General features: G+C 69.3%; 16 protein-coding genes, 1 pseudogene and 1 riboswitch. Of the genes and pseudogenes, 6 read left to right on the plus strand and 11 right to left on the minus strand.

Going from position 1 to position 20,321, the window contains the following annotated elements; translation table 11 throughout:
• Nucleotides 1–11: 11 nt before the first annotated feature.
• From ACFZDA_RS20445 to ACFZDA_RS20455, 3 genes are all read left to right on the plus strand, one after another.
• Nucleotides 12–1,091 carry an ATP-binding cassette domain-containing protein gene (locus tag ACFZDA_RS20445; protein ID WP_391083150.1) on the plus strand — a complete coding sequence of 360 codons (1,080 nt, stop codon included), beginning with the start codon at nucleotides 12–14 and terminating at the stop codon, nucleotides 1,089–1,091.
• A gap of 26 nt (nucleotides 1,092–1,117) precedes the next feature.
• Nucleotides 1,118–1,429 (plus strand): TOBE domain-containing protein, encoded by a 312-nt coding sequence (locus ACFZDA_RS20450; protein WP_391083153.1) that lies wholly within the window; start codon nucleotides 1,118–1,120, stop codon nucleotides 1,427–1,429.
• 375 nt (nucleotides 1,430–1,804) lie between these two features.
• Nucleotides 1,805–2,395, plus strand: coding sequence for a TetR family transcriptional regulator C-terminal domain-containing protein (locus ACFZDA_RS20455; RefSeq protein ID WP_391083156.1), 591 nt, complete (start codon nucleotides 1,805–1,807; stop codon nucleotides 2,393–2,395).
• 55 nt (nucleotides 2,396–2,450) lie between these two features.
• Here ACFZDA_RS20455 and ACFZDA_RS20460 read toward each other — a convergent pair whose 3' ends face one another.
• The 7 genes from ACFZDA_RS20460 to ACFZDA_RS20490 form a co-directional block, all read right to left on the minus strand.
• Nucleotides 2,451–4,010 (minus strand): AMP-binding protein, encoded by a 1,560-nt coding sequence (locus ACFZDA_RS20460; RefSeq protein ID WP_391083159.1) that lies wholly within the window; start codon nucleotides 4,008–4,010, stop codon nucleotides 2,451–2,453.
• 22 nt (nucleotides 4,011–4,032) lie between these two features.
• Nucleotides 4,033–4,509, minus strand: coding sequence for a hypothetical protein (locus tag ACFZDA_RS20465; protein ID WP_391083162.1), 477 nt, complete (start codon nucleotides 4,507–4,509; stop codon nucleotides 4,033–4,035).
• A gap of 75 nt (nucleotides 4,510–4,584) precedes the next feature.
• Nucleotides 4,585–5,373: an ATP-binding cassette domain-containing protein gene (locus ACFZDA_RS20470; RefSeq protein ID WP_391083163.1), complete on the minus strand. Its 789-nt coding sequence runs from the start codon at nucleotides 5,371–5,373 to the stop codon at nucleotides 4,585–4,587.
• Nucleotides 5,370–6,392 (minus strand): oligopeptide/dipeptide ABC transporter ATP-binding protein, encoded by a 1,023-nt coding sequence (locus ACFZDA_RS20475; RefSeq protein ID WP_391083167.1) that lies wholly within the window; start codon nucleotides 6,390–6,392, stop codon nucleotides 5,370–5,372. The genes ACFZDA_RS20470 and ACFZDA_RS20475 overlap by 4 nt, the downstream gene beginning before the upstream one ends.
• Nucleotides 6,389–7,243, minus strand: coding sequence for an ABC transporter permease subunit (locus ACFZDA_RS20480; RefSeq protein ID WP_391083170.1), 855 nt, complete (start codon nucleotides 7,241–7,243; stop codon nucleotides 6,389–6,391). The genes ACFZDA_RS20475 and ACFZDA_RS20480 overlap by 4 nt, the downstream gene beginning before the upstream one ends.
• Before the next feature lie 3 nt (nucleotides 7,244–7,246).
• A complete protein-coding gene (locus ACFZDA_RS20485; RefSeq protein WP_391083173.1) occupies nucleotides 7,247–8,236 on the minus strand; it encodes an ABC transporter permease subunit in 990 nt (329 codons plus the stop codon).
• A 10-nt stretch (nucleotides 8,237–8,246) separates the two neighbouring features.
• Complete coding sequence (locus ACFZDA_RS20490) at nucleotides 8,247–9,881, minus strand: ABC transporter substrate-binding protein (RefSeq protein WP_391083176.1); 1,635 nt, start codon at nucleotides 9,879–9,881, stop codon at nucleotides 8,247–8,249.
• 193 nt (nucleotides 9,882–10,074) lie between these two features.
• On the opposite strand from ACFZDA_RS20490, the gene ACFZDA_RS20495 reads away from it, so the two are divergent.
• Entirely contained in the window at nucleotides 10,075–11,496 is a 1,422-nt protein-coding gene (locus ACFZDA_RS20495) for an amidase family protein (protein WP_391083179.1), read from the plus strand.
• 602 nt (nucleotides 11,497–12,098) lie between these two features.
• Here the strand turns inward: ACFZDA_RS20495 and ACFZDA_RS20500 are convergent.
• From ACFZDA_RS20500 to ACFZDA_RS20510, 3 genes are read right to left on the minus strand one after another with little or no spacing between them, the layout of a single operon-like run.
• The gene (locus ACFZDA_RS20500; RefSeq protein ID WP_391083182.1) at nucleotides 12,099–12,614 is read right to left on the minus strand and encodes a DUF6262 family protein; all 516 of its coding nucleotides are present in this window, start codon (nucleotides 12,612–12,614) and stop codon (nucleotides 12,099–12,101) included.
• On the minus strand, nucleotides 12,611–15,085 hold the full coding sequence (locus tag ACFZDA_RS20505) for a tyrosine-type recombinase/integrase (protein WP_391083185.1): 2,475 nt from the start codon (nucleotides 15,083–15,085) through the stop codon (nucleotides 12,611–12,613). Before ACFZDA_RS20505 ends, ACFZDA_RS20500 begins: the two co-directional genes overlap by 4 nt.
• Nucleotides 15,082–16,191 (minus strand): tyrosine-type recombinase/integrase, encoded by a 1,110-nt coding sequence (locus tag ACFZDA_RS20510; protein ID WP_391083188.1) that lies wholly within the window; start codon nucleotides 16,189–16,191, stop codon nucleotides 15,082–15,084. The genes ACFZDA_RS20505 and ACFZDA_RS20510 overlap by 4 nt, the downstream gene beginning before the upstream one ends.
• A gap of 180 nt (nucleotides 16,192–16,371) precedes the next feature.
• Here ACFZDA_RS20510 and ACFZDA_RS20515 point away from each other — a divergent pair.
• Nucleotides 16,372–16,626, plus strand: a pseudogene (locus tag ACFZDA_RS20515) (TOBE domain-containing protein); the annotation flags it as partial.
• Between the two features lie 48 nt (nucleotides 16,627–16,674).
• Here the strand turns inward: ACFZDA_RS20515 and gcvP are convergent.
• A complete protein-coding gene (gene gcvP, locus ACFZDA_RS20520) occupies nucleotides 16,675–19,560 on the minus strand; it encodes an aminomethyl-transferring glycine dehydrogenase (RefSeq protein WP_391083191.1) in 2,886 nt (961 codons plus the stop codon).
• A gap of 177 nt (nucleotides 19,561–19,737) precedes the next feature.
• Nucleotides 19,738–19,833: riboswitch (glycine riboswitch) on the minus strand.
• Nucleotides 19,834–19,946: 113 nt separating this feature from the next.
• Here gcvP and ACFZDA_RS20525 point away from each other — a divergent pair.
• Nucleotides 19,947–20,321: a PRC-barrel domain-containing protein gene (locus ACFZDA_RS20525; RefSeq protein WP_391083194.1), complete on the plus strand. Its 375-nt coding sequence runs from the start codon at nucleotides 19,947–19,949 to the stop codon at nucleotides 20,319–20,321.

Raw genomic sequence — 20,321 nt, forward strand, 5'->3', positions numbered from 1 at the left:
GACGAACCCCTGTGACCGACCTCGACGACAACACCACGACCGGCGTCCTCGCCGAAGGCCTCGACGCCCGCCTCGTCGTGCGGCGCGGCACCTTCAGCCTCGACATCACGCTCACCGCCGCCCCCGGCGACGTGGTCGCCCTGCTCGGCCCCAACGGCGCCGGCAAGACCACCGCCCTGCGCGCCCTCGCCGGGCTCACCCCTCTCACATCGGGTCATCTACGGCTGGACGGCACCCCGCTGGACGCCACGCCGCCCGAGTCCCGCCCGGTCGGCGTCGTCTTCCAGGACTACCTGCTCTTCCCTCATCTGACCGCCCTGGACAACGTCGCCTTCGGGCCGCGCTGCCGGGGCGCCGGCAAGGCCGAGGCCCGTGCCCAGGCCGCCGAGTGGCTGGACCGGATGGGCCTGGCCGACCGTGCCGGCGCCAAGCCCCGCCGCCTGTCGGGAGGCCAGGCCCAGCGCGTGGCCGTGGCCCGGGCCCTGGCCACCCGTCCCCGGCTGCTGCTCCTGGACGAACCCCTCGCCGCGCTCGACGCCCGCACCCGTCTGGAGGTGCGCGCCCAGCTCCGGCGCCATCTCGCCGAGTTCGAGGCCGTGGCCGTCCTGGTCACGCACGACCCGCTGGACGCCATGGTGCTGGCCGACCGCCTGGTCGTCGTCGAGCACGGCCGCGTCGTCCAGGAGGGCACGCCCTCCCACATCGCCCGGCATCCGCGCACGGACTACATCGCCCGGCTCGTCGGCCTCAACCTCTACCGGGGACGGGCCGAGGGCCACACCGTCCGGCTGGACGCGGGCCCGGCCATCACGACCACGGAAGAGCTCTCCGGCCCGGCCTTCGTGGCCTTCCCGCCCGGCGCCGTGACGCTGTACCGCGAACGCCCCACCGGCTCCAGCGCCCGCAACCTGTGGCGCTGCGAGGTCGCCGGCCTGGAGACGCACGGCGACCAGATCCGCGCGGACCTCACCGGCGAACTCGCCCTGACGGCCGACCTCACCACGGTCGCCGCGGCCGAACTCGACCTGCGTCCCGGCGCCCCGGTATGGGCGGCGGTCAAGGCGACGCAGACGCACGCATACCCGGCATAAGGAGCTCGTCGGGCTACCGTGCAGCCATGAGCCTGAGCATCCGCCACCAGCTTCCCGGCACCGTCACCGCCGTCACGCCGGGCGAGGCCATGGCGACGGTCGGGGTCCGCCTCACCGGCGGCCAGGCCCTCACCGCGGCGATCACCCGCGAGGCGGCCGACGACCTCGGCCTCGCGCCGGGCACCGCCGTGCGGGCCCAACTTCTCTGGGGAAGTGAGGCTGTCGTGGTGGTGTGCAACTCGGGTTTGTGCAGCTCAGCCGCTCGTGGTCGAACTCTAGCTAGTGCAACAGCTGTGGTGCTATCGCTGGTTGGAGTGTCTCTGATGGCAACTGAGTGACTTGCCGACGCTAGTGGGGCTCTGATTGACCCGCAGGCCGCCGACGTGCCGCACCTGGGGACGACGCGGGATCACCCCGGTCGCGAGAGTCTGCGGCCGCGGCTCCGGCCGGGTCTCTGCCGCCGCGATGATCGCCTGGTCGATGCCGAGTCGAGGCGTTGCGCTGCCGTACCAGCGACGCCAGCGGGTCGCGTACCGGAGGGTCCGTCGCGCACGGCGACCATGTGTTCCCGGGTGTGGTCAGACGGCGGCTCCGACGTCGTGGTCTGGATGATGGTGAAGCTCACGGACCCCCGAGATATATTTCGCTTGTTATATAACAGCGTGTGGCGGTCGCGTCGGGCGATGGTCGGCTCGGAAGGGCGGGGATTCTCGGTGCCGCGGTATGTGGATCCGGAGGAACGGGTGCGCGACATCGTCGCGGCCTCCTGGCAGGCCCTCAGCGAGGGAGGACTCGCTGAGCTGACGCTCAGGAAGATCGCGCAGCGCATGGGCGGGTCCATCACGCTGATCACGCACTACTTCGCCAACCGTGAGGCCCTGCTCGACGCGGTGCTGAAGTACACGCTGGCCGACGCGGACGACATCCACGAGGAACTGGACCGCATCGAGGACCCGTGGGAGCGGCTGCGGGTCGCCCTGGAGTGGTTCCTCCCGGATACCGAGGAGACGCTGACGGAGGAGCGTGCCCGGGTGGCGCTTCTGACGCACCAGGGTGCTGAACCCGTGATCCGGCAGCACCTGGAGCGCACGGAGCCGGCGATGCGGTCGGTGCTGAGGCGGGGCCTCGATGGGCTGGTGCCGGCCGGTGAACTGGACGGCACGGTCGACATGGTCCGGGTCTGGGTGTCCGGCATAGCGCTGTCCGTGGTCGAGCACCCGGAGATCTGGACGCCCGAGCGCCAGCACGCCGCGCTGAAGCGCTTCCTCGCGATGCTGTCGTCCGCACAACTCCCTGCCGGCTGAGCGGAGGGAACGAGCGGCCGGACCGGCCGGCGTCCGGTCGGTCCGCCGCTCCTCCTCAGGAGGCACGCAGGTCCACGACGCGGTCACTGGGCGGCTCTGCACGAAGCTCCGCCTTCGCGATCTTGCCGCTGGAGGTGTGCGGCAGCCGGTCGCGGAACTCGACGTAGCGAGGCGCCTTGAAGCGGGCGAGCCCCTGAAGGCACCAGGCCTCGATCTCCTGGGCGGTCAGGGTCGCACCTGGCTTGAGCACGACGACTGCCTTGACCTCCTCGTGGCGCTGCGAGTCGGGGACCGGTATGACGCCGACCTCGGCCACCTCGGGCAAGGCCATGATCTGCAGTTCGACCTCGGCGGCGGCGATGTTCTCCCCGCTGCGGCGGATGACATCGCGGACGCGGCCCTCGTAGTAGTGCTGACCGTCGGCGTCCTTGCGGACGATGTCGCCGGTGCGGAACCAGCCGCCGGGCAGGAAGAGTTCGGCGTTGGCCTCCGGGCGGTTGTGGTAGCCGAGCATCATGCCGGGGCCCCGAAAGCACAGTTCGCCCGAGCGGCCGGGCTCGACCTCGTCACCGTTGCGGTCGATGACCTTCGACTCGCGGTTGGGGAAGCACCAGCCCATGGAGCCGGTGCCGACGGTGTCGGTGCGCTCGTACGGGACGTAGGTGCCGTCGCCGACCTCCGTGCTGCCGTACACCTCGCGCGCCCGCAGGCCGAAGCGCCGCTCCAGCGGCTCGTGCAGGGAGGGCGGCAGAGCGTCCACCGGTGCCTTCTTCAGGGCCAGTTTGCGGTCGGCCTCGCTCTCCGGGAAGTCGAGCATGCCCTCGTCGATCCACGCCATGTCGATCTGGTGGTCGACGAGCCAGTTCATGAACTTGCGCCGGCTCAGCCCCGGCGTGACGTACAGGCCCCCTCCGACGGTGAGCGCCATCATCAGATAGGCCTGGTTCTGCATGTAGTAGAAGGGGTGGTCCGCGAGGATCCGCTGTGCGTCGCCGATCGCCGCAAAGTAGACGCCGACGTGGAGCCAGTAGGTGTGGGTCAGCAGGCATCCCTTGGGCAGTCCGGTGGTGCCGGAGGTGAACTGGATGTTGACCACGTCTCCGGGATCGGGTCGGTGGGTACGCGGCGTCGGAGCCTGCGAGGTCAGGGAGGCGAAGTCCCTTGCGCCGGCGACCGGTTCGCCCACGGCGACAATCCGTTCGGCAGGTACCGGACCGACGCGGCCCTCGGCCAAGTTGCCGGTCACGACCCCGGCACCGGCCACGAGCCAGCGCGCGCCCGCGTCGCTCAGCACGAAGTCGATCTCCCGGGGCGTGCACTTGGGGTTCATCGGCACCGCGACCGCGCCCGCCTCGATGACCGCGAGCCAGGTCAGCGGGAACTCCACCTGGTTGCCCAGCATGATGCCCACCTTGTCACCGGGGGCGACGCCGAGACGTTCGAGGCCGCTGCGCACCCGGCTGATCCGCTCGCGCAGTTCCGCCCACGTCAGCGTGGGGCCTCCGCCCTCGATGTGAGTGAGCGCGAGGTTGTCCGGCCACTGTTCGGCCGCATAGTCCAGGGCCTCGGGGATGGTCTTGTCGAGCAGATGCTGCTGGTGTGCGTTGAGTTCCATGGTCAATGCCTTTCTACGACGGTCAGAAGGTGGACCAAAGGACGCGAAATGTCGCGACGAATCCGGGCCGCTCCCGGCCCCTGACCTCGGCGCGCAGGTCGGTGACAAGGAGGTGGCCCTGGTCTCCGCGGTCGATGACCTCGCGGACGTGGCCGTGCACGCGGAAGGGGTCGGTGGTGCGGATCACGGAGACGAAGCGCACGTTGTCGAGGCCGTAGTTCCACGCGATCCACGGGCCCTCGCACCACAGGGAGCGGTTGCACAGCATGTCGAGCAGGCTGAGCAGGTGGAAGCCCTCCACCAGGCCCTCGCCGTATCCGTCCTCGCCGCCGTAGGCGTGCTGGTACTCCTCGTGGTACGACGCTTTCTCGAAGTCCTTCGTGCGGTCGTCGTCGACGACGAACCAGGGCGTGATGAACGTCCCGCCCAGCAGGGCCGGCGCCTGGGAGGGGTGGGGGACGCTCAGGCTCGTGGCTCCCTCCACGGAGATGATGCCCATGATCGTGCTCCTTTATGTATCGACTGCTTTATTACGAAGGCGTACGTCCGCTCGGACAACGGCGGGCCGACGCGCTCAGACGGAGCGACGCCGGGGTTGCCAGCCGGGCCTGGGCACCGCGTCCAACAGTGCCTGTGTGTAGGGGTCTTGGGGGTGATCGAGCACTTCGGCGGTACGGCCCCGCTCGACGACGCGGCCGTGCCGCATGACCAGGCAGTGGTCGGTCACCTGCCGTACCACCGCCAGATCGTGAGAGACGAACAGGAAAGCCACCGTGGTGCGTTCGCGGATGTCGCACAGCAGGTTCAGCACCTGCGCCTGCACGCTGACATCGAGGGCGGCGACGGCTTCGTCGAGGATCAGGATCTCCGGTTGCAGCGCCAACGCCCGAGCGATCGCCACACGTTGCCGCTGGCCGCCGGACAGGTCGCGCGGCAGCCGGTCGGCGTGCTGCTCGTCGAGGCCGACCTCGCCCAGCAGGCCCACCGCCCGGTCCCGGGCGGCGGTGCGCCCGAGCCCGATGCGCACGCGCAGGAGTTCGGTCAGGCCCGCGCCGATGCGCTGGCGGGGATCCAGGGAGGCGAAGGGGTCCTGGAACACCATCTGCACGGGGCGTACGGCCTTTCCGCGGCTGCCGGTGACGGTGACCGTCCCCGCGGTGGCCGCGTCCAGTCCGGCGACGATGCGCGCGGTCGTGGACTTGCCGGAGCCGGACTCGCCCACGACGGCCAGCGAACCACCGCGTTCCAGGGTGAAGCTGACGTCGTCGACGGCGACGACCGCCTTGCCGTCCCGGGACCGGGCGGGAAACTCTTTGCGCAGACCCTCCACGACGAGGGCAGGAGGCGTGACGGTCCCGGTCATGAGCGCACCGCCTGGGCGAACTCAGCGCCGATCTGTTCGACTCGATGACAGGCGACCAACCGGTCCTCCACAGTGCGCAGTTGAGGCCGGTCCGTCCGGCATTCCTCGGTGGCGAAGCGACATCGCGCGGCGAACGCGCAGCCCGGGCCCACCTCGTACGCCGAGACCGGCCGCCCGGGGATCGGTTGCAGCCGCGTCACGGCCCTGGCGCTGGGTCGGCAGGCGAGCAGGCCGGCCGTGTACGGATGCAGCGGACGGGAGTGGACCTCCGCGGTGGCCCCCCGTTCGACGATCGTGCCCGCGTACATCACGGCCAGCGAGTCGGTCACGGCGGCGGCCAGGTCCAGGTCGTGGGAGATGAACAGCAGACCGAGGTTCCGCTCCCGGATCTGCTCCTGGAGGATCGCCATCACCTCCGACTGCACGGTCACGTCCAGTGCCGTCGTCGGCTCGTCCGCGAAGACCAGCTTGGGGGAGGGCAGCAGCGCCGCCACGATCATCATGCGTTGCAGCAGTCCGCCGGAGAGCTGGTGCGGGTACTGGGTCAGACGGTGCTCGGGGTCGGTGATGCCGACGCTCGCCATGAGCGCGCAGGCGCGGTCACGTGCGTCGCGCGGGGCGAGGAGCTTGGCCGCCACGACCCCCTCGACAAGGAAGTCGCCCACCGTGCGCAGCGGGTTGGTGTGGGCGCGCGGATCCTGGTGGATCAGCGCGACGTCCCGGGACCGGTAGGCGGCGAGCTCGCGGCGGGAGAACCTGAGCACCGAACGCCCCTCGAAGTCGATCCGCCCTGACGTTACGGCATGCCGGGGCAGCAGCCGCATGGCGGACTTGACCAGCATCGACTTGCCCGAGCCTGATTCGCCGACCAGGCCCACGGTCTCGCCGGCTTCCACGGTCAGGTCCACGTCGCGGACCAGCGTGCGCCGGTCGCGGCGGTCCCCGGCCGTGATGCCGACGCCCCGCAGCTCCAGCAGCGGAGTGGCGTTCTTCGGCTCCTTCCGGACCACGGTGCTCATCGCTTCCCTCCGAACCGCTGGGTGAGGCGCTCGCCCAGCACGTTGAACGCCACCACGGTGACCACGATGCACAGGCCCGTCGCCAGGCTCTGCTGCACGGCGCCGTCCAGCACCTCGGACCGGCCGTCGGCCACCATTAGCCCCCACTCCGCCTCGGGCGGCTGGATGCCGAGCCCCAGGAACGACACCGCGCCGAAGTCGACGAGAGCCGACCCGAAGCCGATGGTTGCCTGCGCCAGCACGATCGGCGTCACATTGGGCAGCAGATGCCGTGCGCAGATCCGCCAGGTCGACAGTCCGGCCAGTTCCAGGGCTTCGATATACGGCAGTTGCCGCTGCCGTACCGCGACGCTGCGCACCACCCGGGCCACATACGGCGTGTAGACGAGGGTCAGGGCCAGGACCGGTGCCCAGAAGCCGGCGCCGAAGACGGCCGCGGCGACGACGGCCACCAGCACGCCGGGAATCGCGAACAGCAAGGTCAGTGCCCGGTTCAGCAGTCGGTCGATCCAGCCGCCGTACCAGGCGGCCGCGAGCGCCAGCAGCGTGCCGAGACCGGCACTGCCCAGCACGATGATCCCCGGGCCCGCGAAGCTCAGCCGGGCTCCGGTCAGGGCCCGGGAGAAGATGTCACGGCCCAGCGAGTCGGTGCCGAACAGGTGCGCGCCGCTGGGGCCTTGGCTCGCGGCGAGGATGTCGGTGGCCGCCGGGTCGTAGGGCGCGATCCAGGGGCCGATCACCGCCAGGACCACCAAGCCTGTGGCCAGTACTGCCGAGATCAGGAGCAGCGGATCGCCGTAGCGCCTGGGCCCCGTGCTGCGCAGGCGGAGGGGAGCTGTGAGTGTCGCCATGGGTCAGCGTCCTTTCCTCAGGCGCGGGTCGAGGAGGTGCTGACCGGCGTCCAGCAGCGTGGTGACGACGACGAAGACCGTGACGATCAGCGCGCTCACCGCGGTCACCACGGGATAGTCCTTCGCGGAGACGCTCTTGATCAGCAGCGAGCCGATGCCGTCGATACCGAAGGCGGGCTCCACCACCACCGAGCCGGCCACCAGTCCGGCCATGGTCAGGCCGGAGGCGGTCAGGATCGGCAGGGCCGCGTTGCGCAGGATGTGCCGCCGGAAGATCAAGGCGCGGGGCAGTCCCCGGCCCCGGCCGGTCAGCACATGCTCAGCCCCCGCCTCTTCACCGATCGCGCTGGAGGTCAACTGGGCCAGGTAGGCGGCGTATCCGATGGACAGGGCGACCGCCGGGAGAACGAGGTGCCAGAGCCGGTCGGTGAAGCCGCTGCCCGCGCCGCTGGTGGGGAACCAGCCGAGGTTCACCGCGAAGACCGCGATCAGGATGGTCGTGGCGACGAAGGCGGGGACGGCGATGCCCAGCCCGGTCAGGGCGTTGACCAGCGGGCGCCACCGCGGGCTCGTCCCGCCGATGCCCCCGAGGAGCAGGCCCGCGAGCAGGATGAGGACCGCGGACATGCCTACCAACAGGAACGTGGTGAGCAGGCGGGGCGCGAGCAGGTCGGAGACCGGCTGCCGGTAGGTCAGTGACGTGCCGAGGTCTCCGTGCAGGGCGCCGGTCAGCCAGTGCCAGTAGCGCACCGGCAGCGGGTCGTCCAGACCGAGTCTGCTCCGCGTCGCGGCGCGGGCGGCGTCCGAGGCATGCGGGCCCAGCAGTTGGGCCACCGGGTCGCCGGGAGCCAGGCCGAGGAGGGCGAACAGGAGGAAGGAGGCGCAGAGGATCGTGGCGAGGGGCCCCGCCACGTAGGTCATCGTCATGGCCAGGCCCGGGACACGGACCTTGGCCCGGGCACCGCCCGCGGACGTGGAGGTGGACACGGACATGTCGTCGCTCCTACTTCTTCGCGGCGCCGACGTAGGCCATCTGCGGCATGGACCAGTAGGCGAACGAGGTGATCGCCCCGGTGAGCCGGTCGTTGAGGAAGGTCGTGGTGTTCGTCGAGACGAGCGGGATCACTGTGTTCGCCTTCTCGTACATGCCCTGCATCTCGACGATCGTCTTGGCTCGGCTCGCTCCGTCGAAGGTGCTGCGTGCCGTGTCGAAGAGCTTGATGACCTTCGGGTCGTCGTAGTCGACGTAGTTGTAGGTCTGCTTGGGCAGATACAGGAAGCCGATGGTCTCCAACGGGTCAGGGGCGGCGCTGAAGTTGGACGACAGGTACAGGTCGACGCCCTTGCGCTTGGTGGCGTCGTAGCCGGCCTGGGCGTAGACCAGCGGCTGCATGCTCTGGATCTTGATGGTGAGGCCGGCTTCGCGGCCCTGCTGCTGCAGCAGCTGTGCGATGCGTGACTGCGCGTCGTCGCCGGCGGCGATCGCCAGGACGATCTCCTGGCCCTTGTAGGAGGAGGCCTTGACCAGCTTCTTCGCCGCGTCCATGTCGTAGGAGCGCGAGGTCTCGAAGGACTTGTACGCCTTCTCGTACACCGCGCGCTGGGCGGTCGGCCAGGCCGCGGGGGCGATCATGGTGTACATGGGGGTGGCGGCCCCGTGGTACAGCGCCTTCGCGAGGCCCTGGCGGTCGATCATCCGCTGGAGGGCGGCGCGCAGGTCGGGGTCGGCCATCACGCCGTCCGGGCGGCTGACGTAGATGTTCATCGACTGGGAGGACAGGCCGAAAACCAGCCGGCCCTTCTTGGACTTCTGCAGAGCCGGCACCGAGGAGGCGGACAGCTCGTAGGCGCCGTCGATCTCGCCGGCGTTCAGCGACTGGGCGAGGGCGGTGGCGTCGGTGACGAAAGTGAACTTCACCGACTTGGCGAAGGGGCGCCGGTCGGGGTTCCAGTAGGCGTCGTTGCGGCTCATCGTGATGCTGTCGCCGCTGGTCCACTTGTCGAGTTTGAACGGCCCGCTGCACATCAGGCCGCCGCCCGGGGTGCCGAGCTTGGCACCGGCCTTCTCGGCGAACGTCTTCTTCAGCACCACGATGTTGGCCAGTTCGCTGGTGAACATCTCGTCCGGCCGTTTGAACGTGACGGTCACCTTGTCGGCGGCGGTCGCTTTGATCGAGTCGACGTTGGCGAAGAGAAAGCTGAAGACCTTCGACGGATCGGCCGACCACCGCAGGCTGTAGGCGACGTCCTCCGCGGTGACGGTGGACCCGTCCCAGAACTTGGTGTTCCGGCGGATCGTGAGCACGAGCTTCGTCGCCGACTCCTGCCGGAAACTGGCCAGATTGGGCTTGAGGTTGAAGTTCGCGTCCAGAGTGAGCAGGGAGTCGCAGAGGTTGCGGACCACCTGACCGCTCTGTGTGGTCACCGCGTTGGCCGGATCCAGCGTGTCCGGCTCGCCACCTGTGAGGTTCCAGGTGATCCGGTCCACGTCCCCCTGTGCGGCGGGAAGCGCGGGGACCAGGTCGTCGGCGGAGACCGGCTTCTGCCCGCCCGACGGGGCGCCGGAACACGCCGTGAGCGTGGCCGCGGCCAGTACGAGGCTGAGCACCGCGGTCCTCTGGATGTGTCGTGTAGCCATCGGGTCGCCCCTTCGTCGCAGCCTGTGGCCGCTTTCGAGCCAGTTGACGGCGAATGTATAGCGAGTGATGTACAACAGGCAATGCGCAATCTCCGGGTTTTCCCGCTCGTAACTTTCGCCAGGGACGGGCTCTTGACATCGACCCGGCCGGGCGTTCATATAGCAACCGTTTCACAATGTCTTCAGGAGGCGCATGATGGTGGACGACCGCATTCTGTGGCTCGGCGCCGATGAGCTCGGCCGCCTCTATCGCAGCCAGGACGTCTCACCGGTCGAGGCGGTGGATGCAGCGTTGGCACGCATCGAGCAGGTGGACGGTGTCCTGAACACGATGGTCACGGTCACCGCGGACACCGCCCGTGAGCAGGCCCGCGAGGCCGAGAGACGCTTCGCGGCGCGCGACGACCTGCCACCGCTGTACGGGGTACCGATCACCGTCAAGGACCTGACCGACACCGCCGGGGTGCGCACCACCTACGGGTGCGTGGCCTACCGCGATCACGTGCCGTCGGAGGACGCGCCGGCCTGGGCCCGGCTCAAGGCGGCCGGGACCATCCTGCTGGGGAAGACGACCACGCCCGAGTTCGGACTGCTGGGCGTCACGGAAAGCAAGCTCACCGGCACGACCGGCACTCCGTGGGACCCCACTCGCGCGGCCGGCGGGTCCAGCGGCGGGGCCGCGGCCGCCACAGTGGCCGGAATCGGCCCCCTGGCCTGGGGCTCCGACGGCGGTGGGTCCATCCGCGTCCCGGCCTCGCTGTGCGGAGCAGTGGGCATCAAGCCGTCCGTCGGCCGCATTCCGCACGCGGGCAACACCGACCCCGACACGACCGAGGGGCCACTCACCCGCCGGGTGGTGGACGCAGCCCTCATGCTCGACGCCACCGTGGGTCCGCATCCGCGCGACCGGTTCGCCCTCCCGGCCACCGGTGAGTGTTACGCCGAGGCGGCGAGGGCGGACGGTGACCTGACCGGTGTCCGGGTGGCGGCGAGTGTCGACTTCGGACTGGGGCCCGTCGACCCGGAGACCCGCAAGGTCTTCACCGCCGCGCTGGACGACCTGCGGGCCGCCGGTGCGGTGGTGGAGGAAACGGCGATCGAGCTGCCCGACCCTCTCGAGTACTTCGTCGACTACTGGGGTCCCGAGTACGTCATGGTCGCCGACGAGATGCGTGCGCAGGGCCTGGAAATCTGGCCGCTGATCGAGGACATCGTCGCCCGCGCCAGGTCCCTCCCAGCCGCCCGGGTCAGTTCCGCGCTGCGGGAGACCAAGACCCGCATCTATGAGGCCTATGCCGGTGTCTTCGAGCATGCCGACGTGTTGGTCTGCCCCACGACTCCGGTCCCCGCCTTCCCCCACGTCGGAGACACAGGGGGCCCCGCCCGGGTGGACGGGCACGACGTCCCTCACCCAGGGATCAATCTTCACCGCATGACCGAGTCACCGAGTCATGCCGGACTGCCCGCCATGTCGCTGCCCTGCGGATTCACCGCCGAAGGGCTGCCCGTCGGGCTCCAGATCGTCGCGCCGCTCTACGCCGACGCGCGGATGGTGTCGGTCGCGGCGCGCTATGAGAGGGCGACGGACTGGTGGAAGCGTCATCCGGAGCTGTGACGGTGCTCGGCTCCCGCACGGGTGCGTGCGGTCAGCAGCCTCCTCCTGTGTTCGCCGGACCCGCTTCGAGGGCAGAGCGCCTTGACTGCGCCGTCGTCGATGACGTAGTCGACGCCGGTGATGTTTGCGGTCACGTCGGAGAGCAGATTGGCCGCCAGGATGACTCGCGCTCAGAGCAACATCTCGTAGCGCTATCCAAGGCAACACACCTGAACTTGACACAGAATGAAAGTGATCCAGAACCACGGTTGGCTCTGACCCGAATCGGTGGGGGTGGACTGTTCTGACGTACTTCAATGCGGTCGTGTCGGAGAATCCGAAGACGCGCATCAAGTGCACGGGGTCGGCAGTTTCGTGTGCCTCATCGAGCAGCCGGTCGATGCGGAGCGTCCGGGGCTGGATCCCGAACTTGTTGAAGATCAACCGCAGCCCGTCCTTGGACACCGGAGGGCCGTTGGGGTCGACGGCGGTGACCTGCGTGACGATCAGGTGCGGATTAGTGCTGCGGGGCCAGCGCTCAGCCCGTTCGCGAAGCCAGTTGCCGGCGTACGGAATTCAGGTGTACGCCGACAACGGCCCGTCACCACTCTGCCGCAGATGCGTCAGCGGGTCTGGTTCAGTGCCCGGGTCAGTTCTCGGTTAGCCGCCCGCGAGGCATCAAGTTCCTCGGTCCGCTCTTCGAGCTGGCCCCTTATGTCAGCCAGGTCTTGTTCGAGCAACGTGATGCGGCGTTGAAGCTGGTCGATGTCGGCGGACGCGCCAAGGCCAGATTCCTTCCATGCGAATTCACCGAGGCTCTCGGACAGACGCTTCTCCAACTGCCGGACGCGGACTGTCAGCCGTCTGTTCCGCTCCAGCGCGTTGGTCAGGTCTGCCCGCAGCGAGGCCCGGCTGACGGCCGCGATCCGGCCCTCTTCCGGTGGGGCCGCGGCGGCGGCGTGGACGCGTTCGAGGAGGTCGGGGTGCCGGTAGAGATAGGTGCGGTCCACTCGTGCGGCGCGGGCCAGTCCGGAGACTGTGATGTCCTGGTCGCTTCGCAGCAGGACATCGAGGGCTTTGAGAACGCGTTCGCGGCGACGGGCCGAGTCGGCCCGCCGCCCGTCGGTCATGCTTGTCATACGGTTCTCTCCGGGCGAAGGTCGGGCAGGGGCTGGCGGACGCGCGGCATGCCCAGGGAGACGCCGCGGCTGCGGCGGACCAGCGCAACTGCCTCGCGAATCTGGGCCCGGTCCTCGTCGGTGAGGTCGTCGAGGTCCTGGCGCACCCGCTGAACCAGGCGGCGGACACGGGCAATCTCGTCGTCCGATGGTGTGGCCTCGGCCTTGGCCCAGGGGTCGGCGTTGGCGAAGGCGGCCAGACGTTCACGGTTGCGCAGCAGGTCGGCCAGGTATGCCTCAAGGTCGGGGAGGTAGGAGACGTCGGTGCGGAAGTGTCCGCAGCCCACGCAGCGGAAGCGCACGGGGCAGTCGTGGCCGCCGGCCGCAACGTTGGATGGTTCGGTGCAGGTGCCGTAGGGGACTTGGACGGAACCGATGGCGCGGCGGGCGTGTTCGGAGTCGAGCAGGGTTTTGGCCTGACGCCAGACGCGTGTGCCGTGCCGGTCGAACTGCATGGTGGTGACCCGCTCGACCGCTTCGCGCCGGCGTTTCTCGCCGACGCGGTAGTACCGCTGCGTGGTGCTGGCTTCGCGGTGATCCATCAACGACTGCAGAACGTCCTGGGGGACGCCGGCGTCGGCATGCCGTTGTGCGTAGGTGTGTCGGTAGGCGTAGGGGTAGATCTTGTTCCTGTCGAAGGGCAGCATCGTGGTGACCCGGTTGCCGTCTTCGACAATCACGGTGGGGACCAGGAAGTCGGGCAGGCCTTTCACCCAGGCTCGGTGCCTTGCCGACACCAACTCGTAGGTTGTCGCCTTCGTGCCGTGGGGGTTGGCCAGGGTGGCGGGAAAGAGCTTGAGCTTGTCAGCCGGGGTGTCGGGGAAGCGCGCTCGGGCGCGCTCTTGCTGCTTGACGATGAGCGCGGCGGTCGCGCCGGGGATCGGTAGTCGGCGAGCGTGCCGAAGGTTCTTGGTGTTGTCGTAGACAAGGACGGGGCTGCCGTCGCTTTCGCGGTCAAGGCAGTGCCATGGCAGTTTGCAGATCTCGTTGGGACGCCTGCCGGTGTCGATGATCAGCTCGATGGCCGTACGGACGCCTGTGGAACTGATGGTCTCAAGGGAGTCGAGGTTGGCGCACAGCTGCCGCATGACTTCCGCGGGCAGGTCGCGGCCAGCTTCGGAGTCCTCGGGGTCGTCGGGGATGTCCTCCTGGCGGAGGGCGAAGTCGTCCGCCAGGCCGTGCAGGGGCTGGCCGGGCTTGGTCAGGCCCAGGGTCCTCAGCCGGGTCAGCACGCGTCGGGTGTCGCGGACGGTCATGTACTGCGTGCAGCCGGAGATGTCGCCGCGTTCGTGGAGGAAGCCCAGTCGGCCCAGGAAGGCAGTGATGTCGACGCGGCCGAGCACAGGCAGGTCCACGCCGTGGTCGTCCCGGCTCAGGTGCAGGCTCGTGGAGAAGCGGCTCAGCGACTTCAGGGTGCGTTGGACGGTGGTTTTGGCACTCTTTCCGCGGCGTCGGGGAATGTCGTCGAGGGCCCAGGCCTTGGCTCCTTCCCTCAGCCAGGGCTGCGTGATCCCGGTGAAGGAGAAGGTGCCGCCGAGGCCGAAGACGCTCGCGTCCCAGACGTCCTTGTGGCGTTCGGTCTCCGGGCTCAGGCCGAAACGGCGGATGTGCTTGAGGAAGCCCCTGGCCTGGGTCCTGTCGGTGCGGGTGAGGACGTCCAGGTCGAGCTCATCGAGTGAAGTGATTTGCTGGACACGGGCGTTGTTCGACAAATTGCGCAGCAGGTAGTCCTTGTGCAGGAGCCCCTGGGCGATCCGTTCCTGGAGGCCGTAGAGGATCTCGGCGACCACCTGGTCGGGCAGCCCGCGCAGACTGGCCTTGCGGGACTCTGCGATGGCCGGGGTGGTCAGCCGCCAAAGATCCTCGTCCCCCAAGGCGCCTGCTTGGCGGAGGTCACGGCATTGGTCGGCGTGAGGCAGGCAGTACCCGCTCCCGGTCTCGCCTTGCCGGTCACAGGCAGCGACCTGGCAAGGCCCCAGAGCGGGCAGCGGCTGTACTTCGGGGTGAGCGAGGAAGTCCTCCAGCGTGAGCCCGTAGACCTTGCGCCTCTGGTAGTCATGCGACGAGCACAGCAGTGTCGCGCGTCTGCCCGGCCGCTCGCAGTGCGCGACCTGGCAAGGGGAGAAGCCGACCATCCGGCCCGATCGCCTGATGGTGACGAACTCGTCGAAGGGCAGGTCGCTCTTCTTCCACCGCTCGGTGCAACCGGTGCACATTCCCTTCTGGTGGGCGAAGTACGACATCTTGTCGCAGCCAGCCACCAGGCAGTCCTCGCCGCTGAATTGCGGGTGCGAGCGAGGCAGCAGCACAACCCGGACGTGAGGATCCCAGCTGAGCAGCTGCAGAAACTCCGGTTGGACGGCGCCCATGAGCCCAGCGGTGACTGTGTCTCCTCCCGCCCCGTGCTGGGGCGTTGCGAGTGCCAGGTTCACCGGCCCTCCTCCTTAGTCAGGCGGGGCGAGGGCACGCGCTCAACGGCCGCGCGCAGGCGTGAGCGGTCCGGATGCAGGTAGGGACGGGGTGACGCCGGGTTCTTCTGGCCCAGCAGGGCCTGGACTTCATCCAGCGTGCCGCCGGCATCCACGACGTTGCTGGCCATCGCATGCCGACACATCCGCGGCCCAACCTGGCGGCCCAGCCCCGCCCGTCCCGACAGCGACTCGCACAGCTCTCCGATCGCGCCGGTGGTCACCGGCGAGCCAAATGGCGGGCGGAAGAGGTTGACCAGAAGGAAGTTGTTTTCTCCCTCCCCGAGGATCTCGTAACGCTCCACCGCGTACTGGTCGGCGGCCTGCACCACCAGGAAGTCCACCGGCATCACCCACGACTTCCTCGACTTCGACCAGGCGCCATTCACGTTCTCCCGCCGGATCACGTGCAGATGGGCCTCCTCGACATCGCACCCCAGCGAGCGCGAATCCATCAGCAGGTGGACATCACAGCGGTGCAGCCCCGCGACCTGGCCCGGACGCAGCCCCACCCGGGACAGCAGCAGCACGATCAACCTGTCCCGAGCTGACCGACAGGCCCGCAGCATCGCCACGACTTCCTCGTCACTGGCCCGGTCCACTTCCGTCTCCGGCTCCTGCAGTCGGTGCCGGGCCCGCAGCCGATACCGCATCCCACCGCTCTCGCCCCGTGCCTCCACCGGCAGGTCACGGTCATCCCCCAGCTCGTAGAGCTGCTCAAGGACCCAGGCTGGCGCGACCTTGTTGACCACCGCGTGAAGCAGGAACATCCGTACTGCGGTCAGCACCTTGTTGATTCGCGCATCCCCTCGGACCGGCTTGCCGCCCGGCCCCGGGACCACGCCCTGGCGGTGGCCACCGTTGCCCGGCGCCCACCGCAGCCACACCATGAACAGCCCCATGTCCCGGGCCGCTGTCGACCAGTCCCGGCCTGTGCCCGCGCACCAGCGCAGGAACAAGGTCACCCCCTCGGCGTACGCCTTCGTCGTTGTCTCTGCCCGCCCCCGAGCCAGGCGCAGCTCCCTCAGGAAGCGGTCCGCCTCTTGGACGACCTCCAGCTCGTCGTCCACCACGGTCCAGTACCGAGTACCCGAGGGCATCAAGACAAGGAATGTTCCGTACATCTGTTCCCATGCTCCGTATGTCGATCGCAACGATCCACTACAAGAGCCACACCCCCCGAGAACCGTCGTCATAACTCAAACGACAGCAACAGGCGCAATGTCACACCACAGCCATCAAAACCCTAGAGAACCCTGGTGAAGTCGACGGAGGTCTCGCTGGCCACCGCCCCCGTCGAGGGCCTGTCCATCCGCAACCGGCTCCCCGGCACGGTCACGGACGTCGCCACCGGCGACGCGATGGCGTCCGTGCGGATCACCGTCGAGGGCGGTGAACTGACCGCCGCGATCACCAGGGACGCCGCGGACGACCTCGCCCTGGCGGCCGGAACCCCCGTCATCGCCCTGATCAAGTCGACCGAGGTGTCCCTCGCCGCCGAATGACGGGAGGGGCCCCGCACCACGGAGCCCCTCACACGACCGGCCCGCCGGTCAGTCCTCGTACGCGTCCAGCGGCGGGCAGGAGCAGACCAGGTTCCGGTCGCCGAAGGCCTGGTCGATGCGGCGCACCGGCGGCCAGTACTTGTCGGCGACCGAGACCCCGGCCGGGAAGACGGCCTCCTCACGGCTGTAGGCGTGCTCCCACTCCCCGGCGAGCGTCCCGGCGGTGTGCGGGGCGCCCCGCAGCGGGTTGTCGTCCGCGGGCCACGCGCCGGAGCCGACCTTCTCGATCTCCGCACGGATGGCGATCATCGCCTCGCAGAACCGGTCCAGCTCGGTCAGGTCCTCCGACTCGGTCGGCTCGATCATCAGCGTCCCGGCCACCGGGAACGACATCGTCGGCGCGTGGAAGCCGTAGTCGATCAGCCGCTTGGCGACGTCGTCGACGCTCACCCCGGTCGACTTGGTCAGCGGCCGCAGGTCGATGATGCACTCGTGCGCGACGAGCCCGCCGGGGCCGGTGTAGAGCACCGGGTAGTGCGGCTCCAGGCGCTTGGCGATGTAGTTGGCGCTGAGCACCGCCACCTGCGTGGCCCGCTTCAGCCCCTCGCCGCCCATGAGCCGGACGTACGCCCAGGAGATCGGCAGGATGCCGGCGGAACCCCACGGCGCCGCGGAGATGGGGCCGACCCCCGTCTCCGGGCCCGCCTCGGGCTGGAGCGGGTGGTTCGGCAGGTACGGCGCGAGGTGTTCCCGCACCGCCACGGGACCGACGCCGGGACCGCCGCCGCCGTGCGGGATGCAGAAGGTCTTGTGCAGGTTCAGGTGCGAGACGTCACCGCCGAAGTGCCCCGGCTTGGCGAGCCCCACGAGCGCGTTGAGGTTGGCCCCGTCGACGTAGACCTGCCCGCCCGCCTCGTGCACCTGGGCGCAGATCTCGGAGACGTGCTCCTCGAACACTCCGTGCGTGGACGGGTACGTGATCATCAGCACCGCCAGCTCGTCGCGGTGCTGCTCGATCCTGGCCCGCAGGTCCTCGACGTCGATCTCGCCGTCGTCGGCGGTCTTGACGACGACGACCTTCATGCCCGCCATCACCGCGCTCGCGGCGTTGGTCCCGTGCGCGGACGACGGGATCAGGCACACCGTGCGCTGCTCGTCCCCGTTGGCGCGGTGGTACCCGCGTACGGCGAGCAGGCCGGCCAGCTCGCCCTGCGACCCGGCGTTCGGCTGGAGGGACACCTTGTCGTACCCGGTGACCTCGGCGAGGCGGTCCTCCAGCTCACGGATGAGGGTGAGGTACCCCCCGGCCTGCTCGGCGGGCGCGAAGGGGTGCAGCTGCCCGAACTCGGGCCAGGTGACCGGCTCCATCTCCGTGGTCGCGTTGAGCTTCATGGTGCAGGAACCCAGCGGGATCATGCCCCGGTCGAGCGCGTAGTCCCGGTCGGCCAGCCGGCGCAGGTAGCGCAGCATGGCGGTTTCGGAGCGGTGCTGGTGGAAGACGGGGTGCGTCAGGTACTCGTCGGTCCGCAGCAGAGCGTCCGCAAGCCCGTCCTCCGTGGCCGCGTCCAGCACCTCGATGACACCGTCGACACCGAAGGCGGCCCATACGGCACGCAGCTGGTTGCGCGTGGTGGTCTCGTCGCAGGCGATCGAGACGTGGTCGGCGTCGACGAGACGGAGGTTGACCCCGTTCTCCCGCGCGGCGGCCACGACGCCGGCGGCCCGGCCCTCGACACGCACGGTCAGCGTGTCGAAGTAGGACCCGTGCACGACCTCGACCCCGCCGTTGGCGAGCCCGGCGGCGAGCACGGTGGCGTACCGGTGGGTGCGCCGCGCGATGCCCTTGAGGCCCTCCGGCCCGTGGTAGACGGCGTACATGCCGGCCATGACGGCGAGCAGCACCTGGGCGGTGCAGATGTTGCTGGTGGCCTTCTCGCGGCGGATGTGCTGCTCACGCGTCTGGAGCGCCAGCCGGTAGGCCTTGTTCCCGTCGGCGTCGACGGACACGCCGACGAGCCGCCCGGGCAGGCTGCGCGCCATCTTGTCCTTGACCGCCATGTAACCGGCGTGCGGACCGCCGAAGCCCATCGGCACACCGAAGCGCTGCGTGGTGCCGACGGCGATGTCCGCGCCGAGCTCACCGGGCGACTTCAGCAGCGTCAGCGCGAGCAGATCGGCGGCGACGGTGACGAGCGCGCCGAGTTCGTGGGCCTGGTCGATGACCGGCTTGATGTCGCGTACGGCTCCGGAGGCGCCCGGGTACTGGATCAGCACGCCGTTGATCTCGCGCTCGGCGATCTCGGCGGGGATGCCCTCGCCGAGGTCGGCGACGACGACCTCGACGCCGGCCGGCTCGGCCCGGGTCCGGATCACGGCGATGGTCTGCGGCAGCGCGTCCGCGTCGACCAGGAACAGGCCCCTCTTGTTCTTGCCGAGGCGCCGCGACAGCGCCATGGCCTCGGCGGCCGCGGTGCCCTCGTCGAGCAGGGAGGCACCGGAGGTGGGCAGTCCGGTGAGGTCGGCGACCATGGTCTGGAAGTTGAGCAGCGCCTCGAGCCGCCCCTGCGAGATCTCCGGCTGGTACGGCGTGTAGGCCGTGTACCAGGCCGGGTTCTCCATGACGTTGCGCATGATCACGGGCGGCGTGAAGGTGCCGTAGTAGCCGAGCCCGATCATGGAGTCGAGGACCTGGTTGCGGTCGGCGAGGGAGCGCAGCTCGGCGATCACCTCGGCCTCGCTGCGGGCGCCCGGCAGGTCCAGCGCCTCTGCGCTCTTGATCACGGCCGGGACCGCGGCGGCCGTGAGCTCGTCCAGCGAGCCGTAGCCGACCTGCGCGAGCATCTTGGCGCGGGCCTCGTGGTCGGGGCCGATGTGGCGCTGCTCGAAGGGCACTGCCTCTTCGAGTGCGGAGAGCGGGATGCGATGGGCGGTCATTTGCGGAGGCCTCCTGGTCTGACACGACCTTCGAGGGGCACCACGGCACGGGTACCCGGACGGCCTCCCCCTCTGTCATCTCAACCTGAGAGCTTCACCGGATCGCCCGAAGGCCTCCGGTTTTCACCGTCGGTGAGAGCGGAAGCCGTCGACACCCGCCCTGCTTTCCAGAGTGGCCTCGTCCGTGCGGTACGTGGGCCTGAGAGATTCCGGGGAGGATTTGCTCCTTCGGCGCCTCCGATGGTGTCTGGAGGACTCTCCCGCACGGGGTCAGCAGCCGCTGCCAGCGTACCAGCGCGGTCCACGCACGAACCTTCGAGTGGCCGCCTCTCCGATTGTGCCGTTTTGTGGTGCTTACGGATGAGTTGCGACCACGTGGAGGACCCGTGCGAACCGATATCGATCCACGCCACCTGATCGGCCGCAAGGCGTTCGACCGCAACGGAACCAGGATCGGCACGATCGACGAGGTCTACCTCGACGACGCCACCGGCGAGCCGGAGTGGGCCGCCATACGGACCGGCCTGTTCAGCAGGGACGCTTTCGTCCCCCTCGAACCCAGCGAACTGATCAACGGGGCCCTCCACGTGCCCTTCGACCGCGCCCTGATCAAGGACGCCCCCGACTTCGGCGTGGGCCGCCATCTCTCCCCCGAACAGGAACTGCAGCTCTACCACCACTACGGCCTCGACGTCGCCGCACCTCCCCCGCTCCCCGACCACCACTTCGGCAAGCTGGCGGGCACGGACGAGACCGCGTGA

The organism is Streptomyces sp. NPDC007991 (assembly GCF_042958445.1).
Taxonomy (GTDB): Bacteria; Actinomycetota; Actinomycetes; order Streptomycetales; family Streptomycetaceae; genus Streptomyces.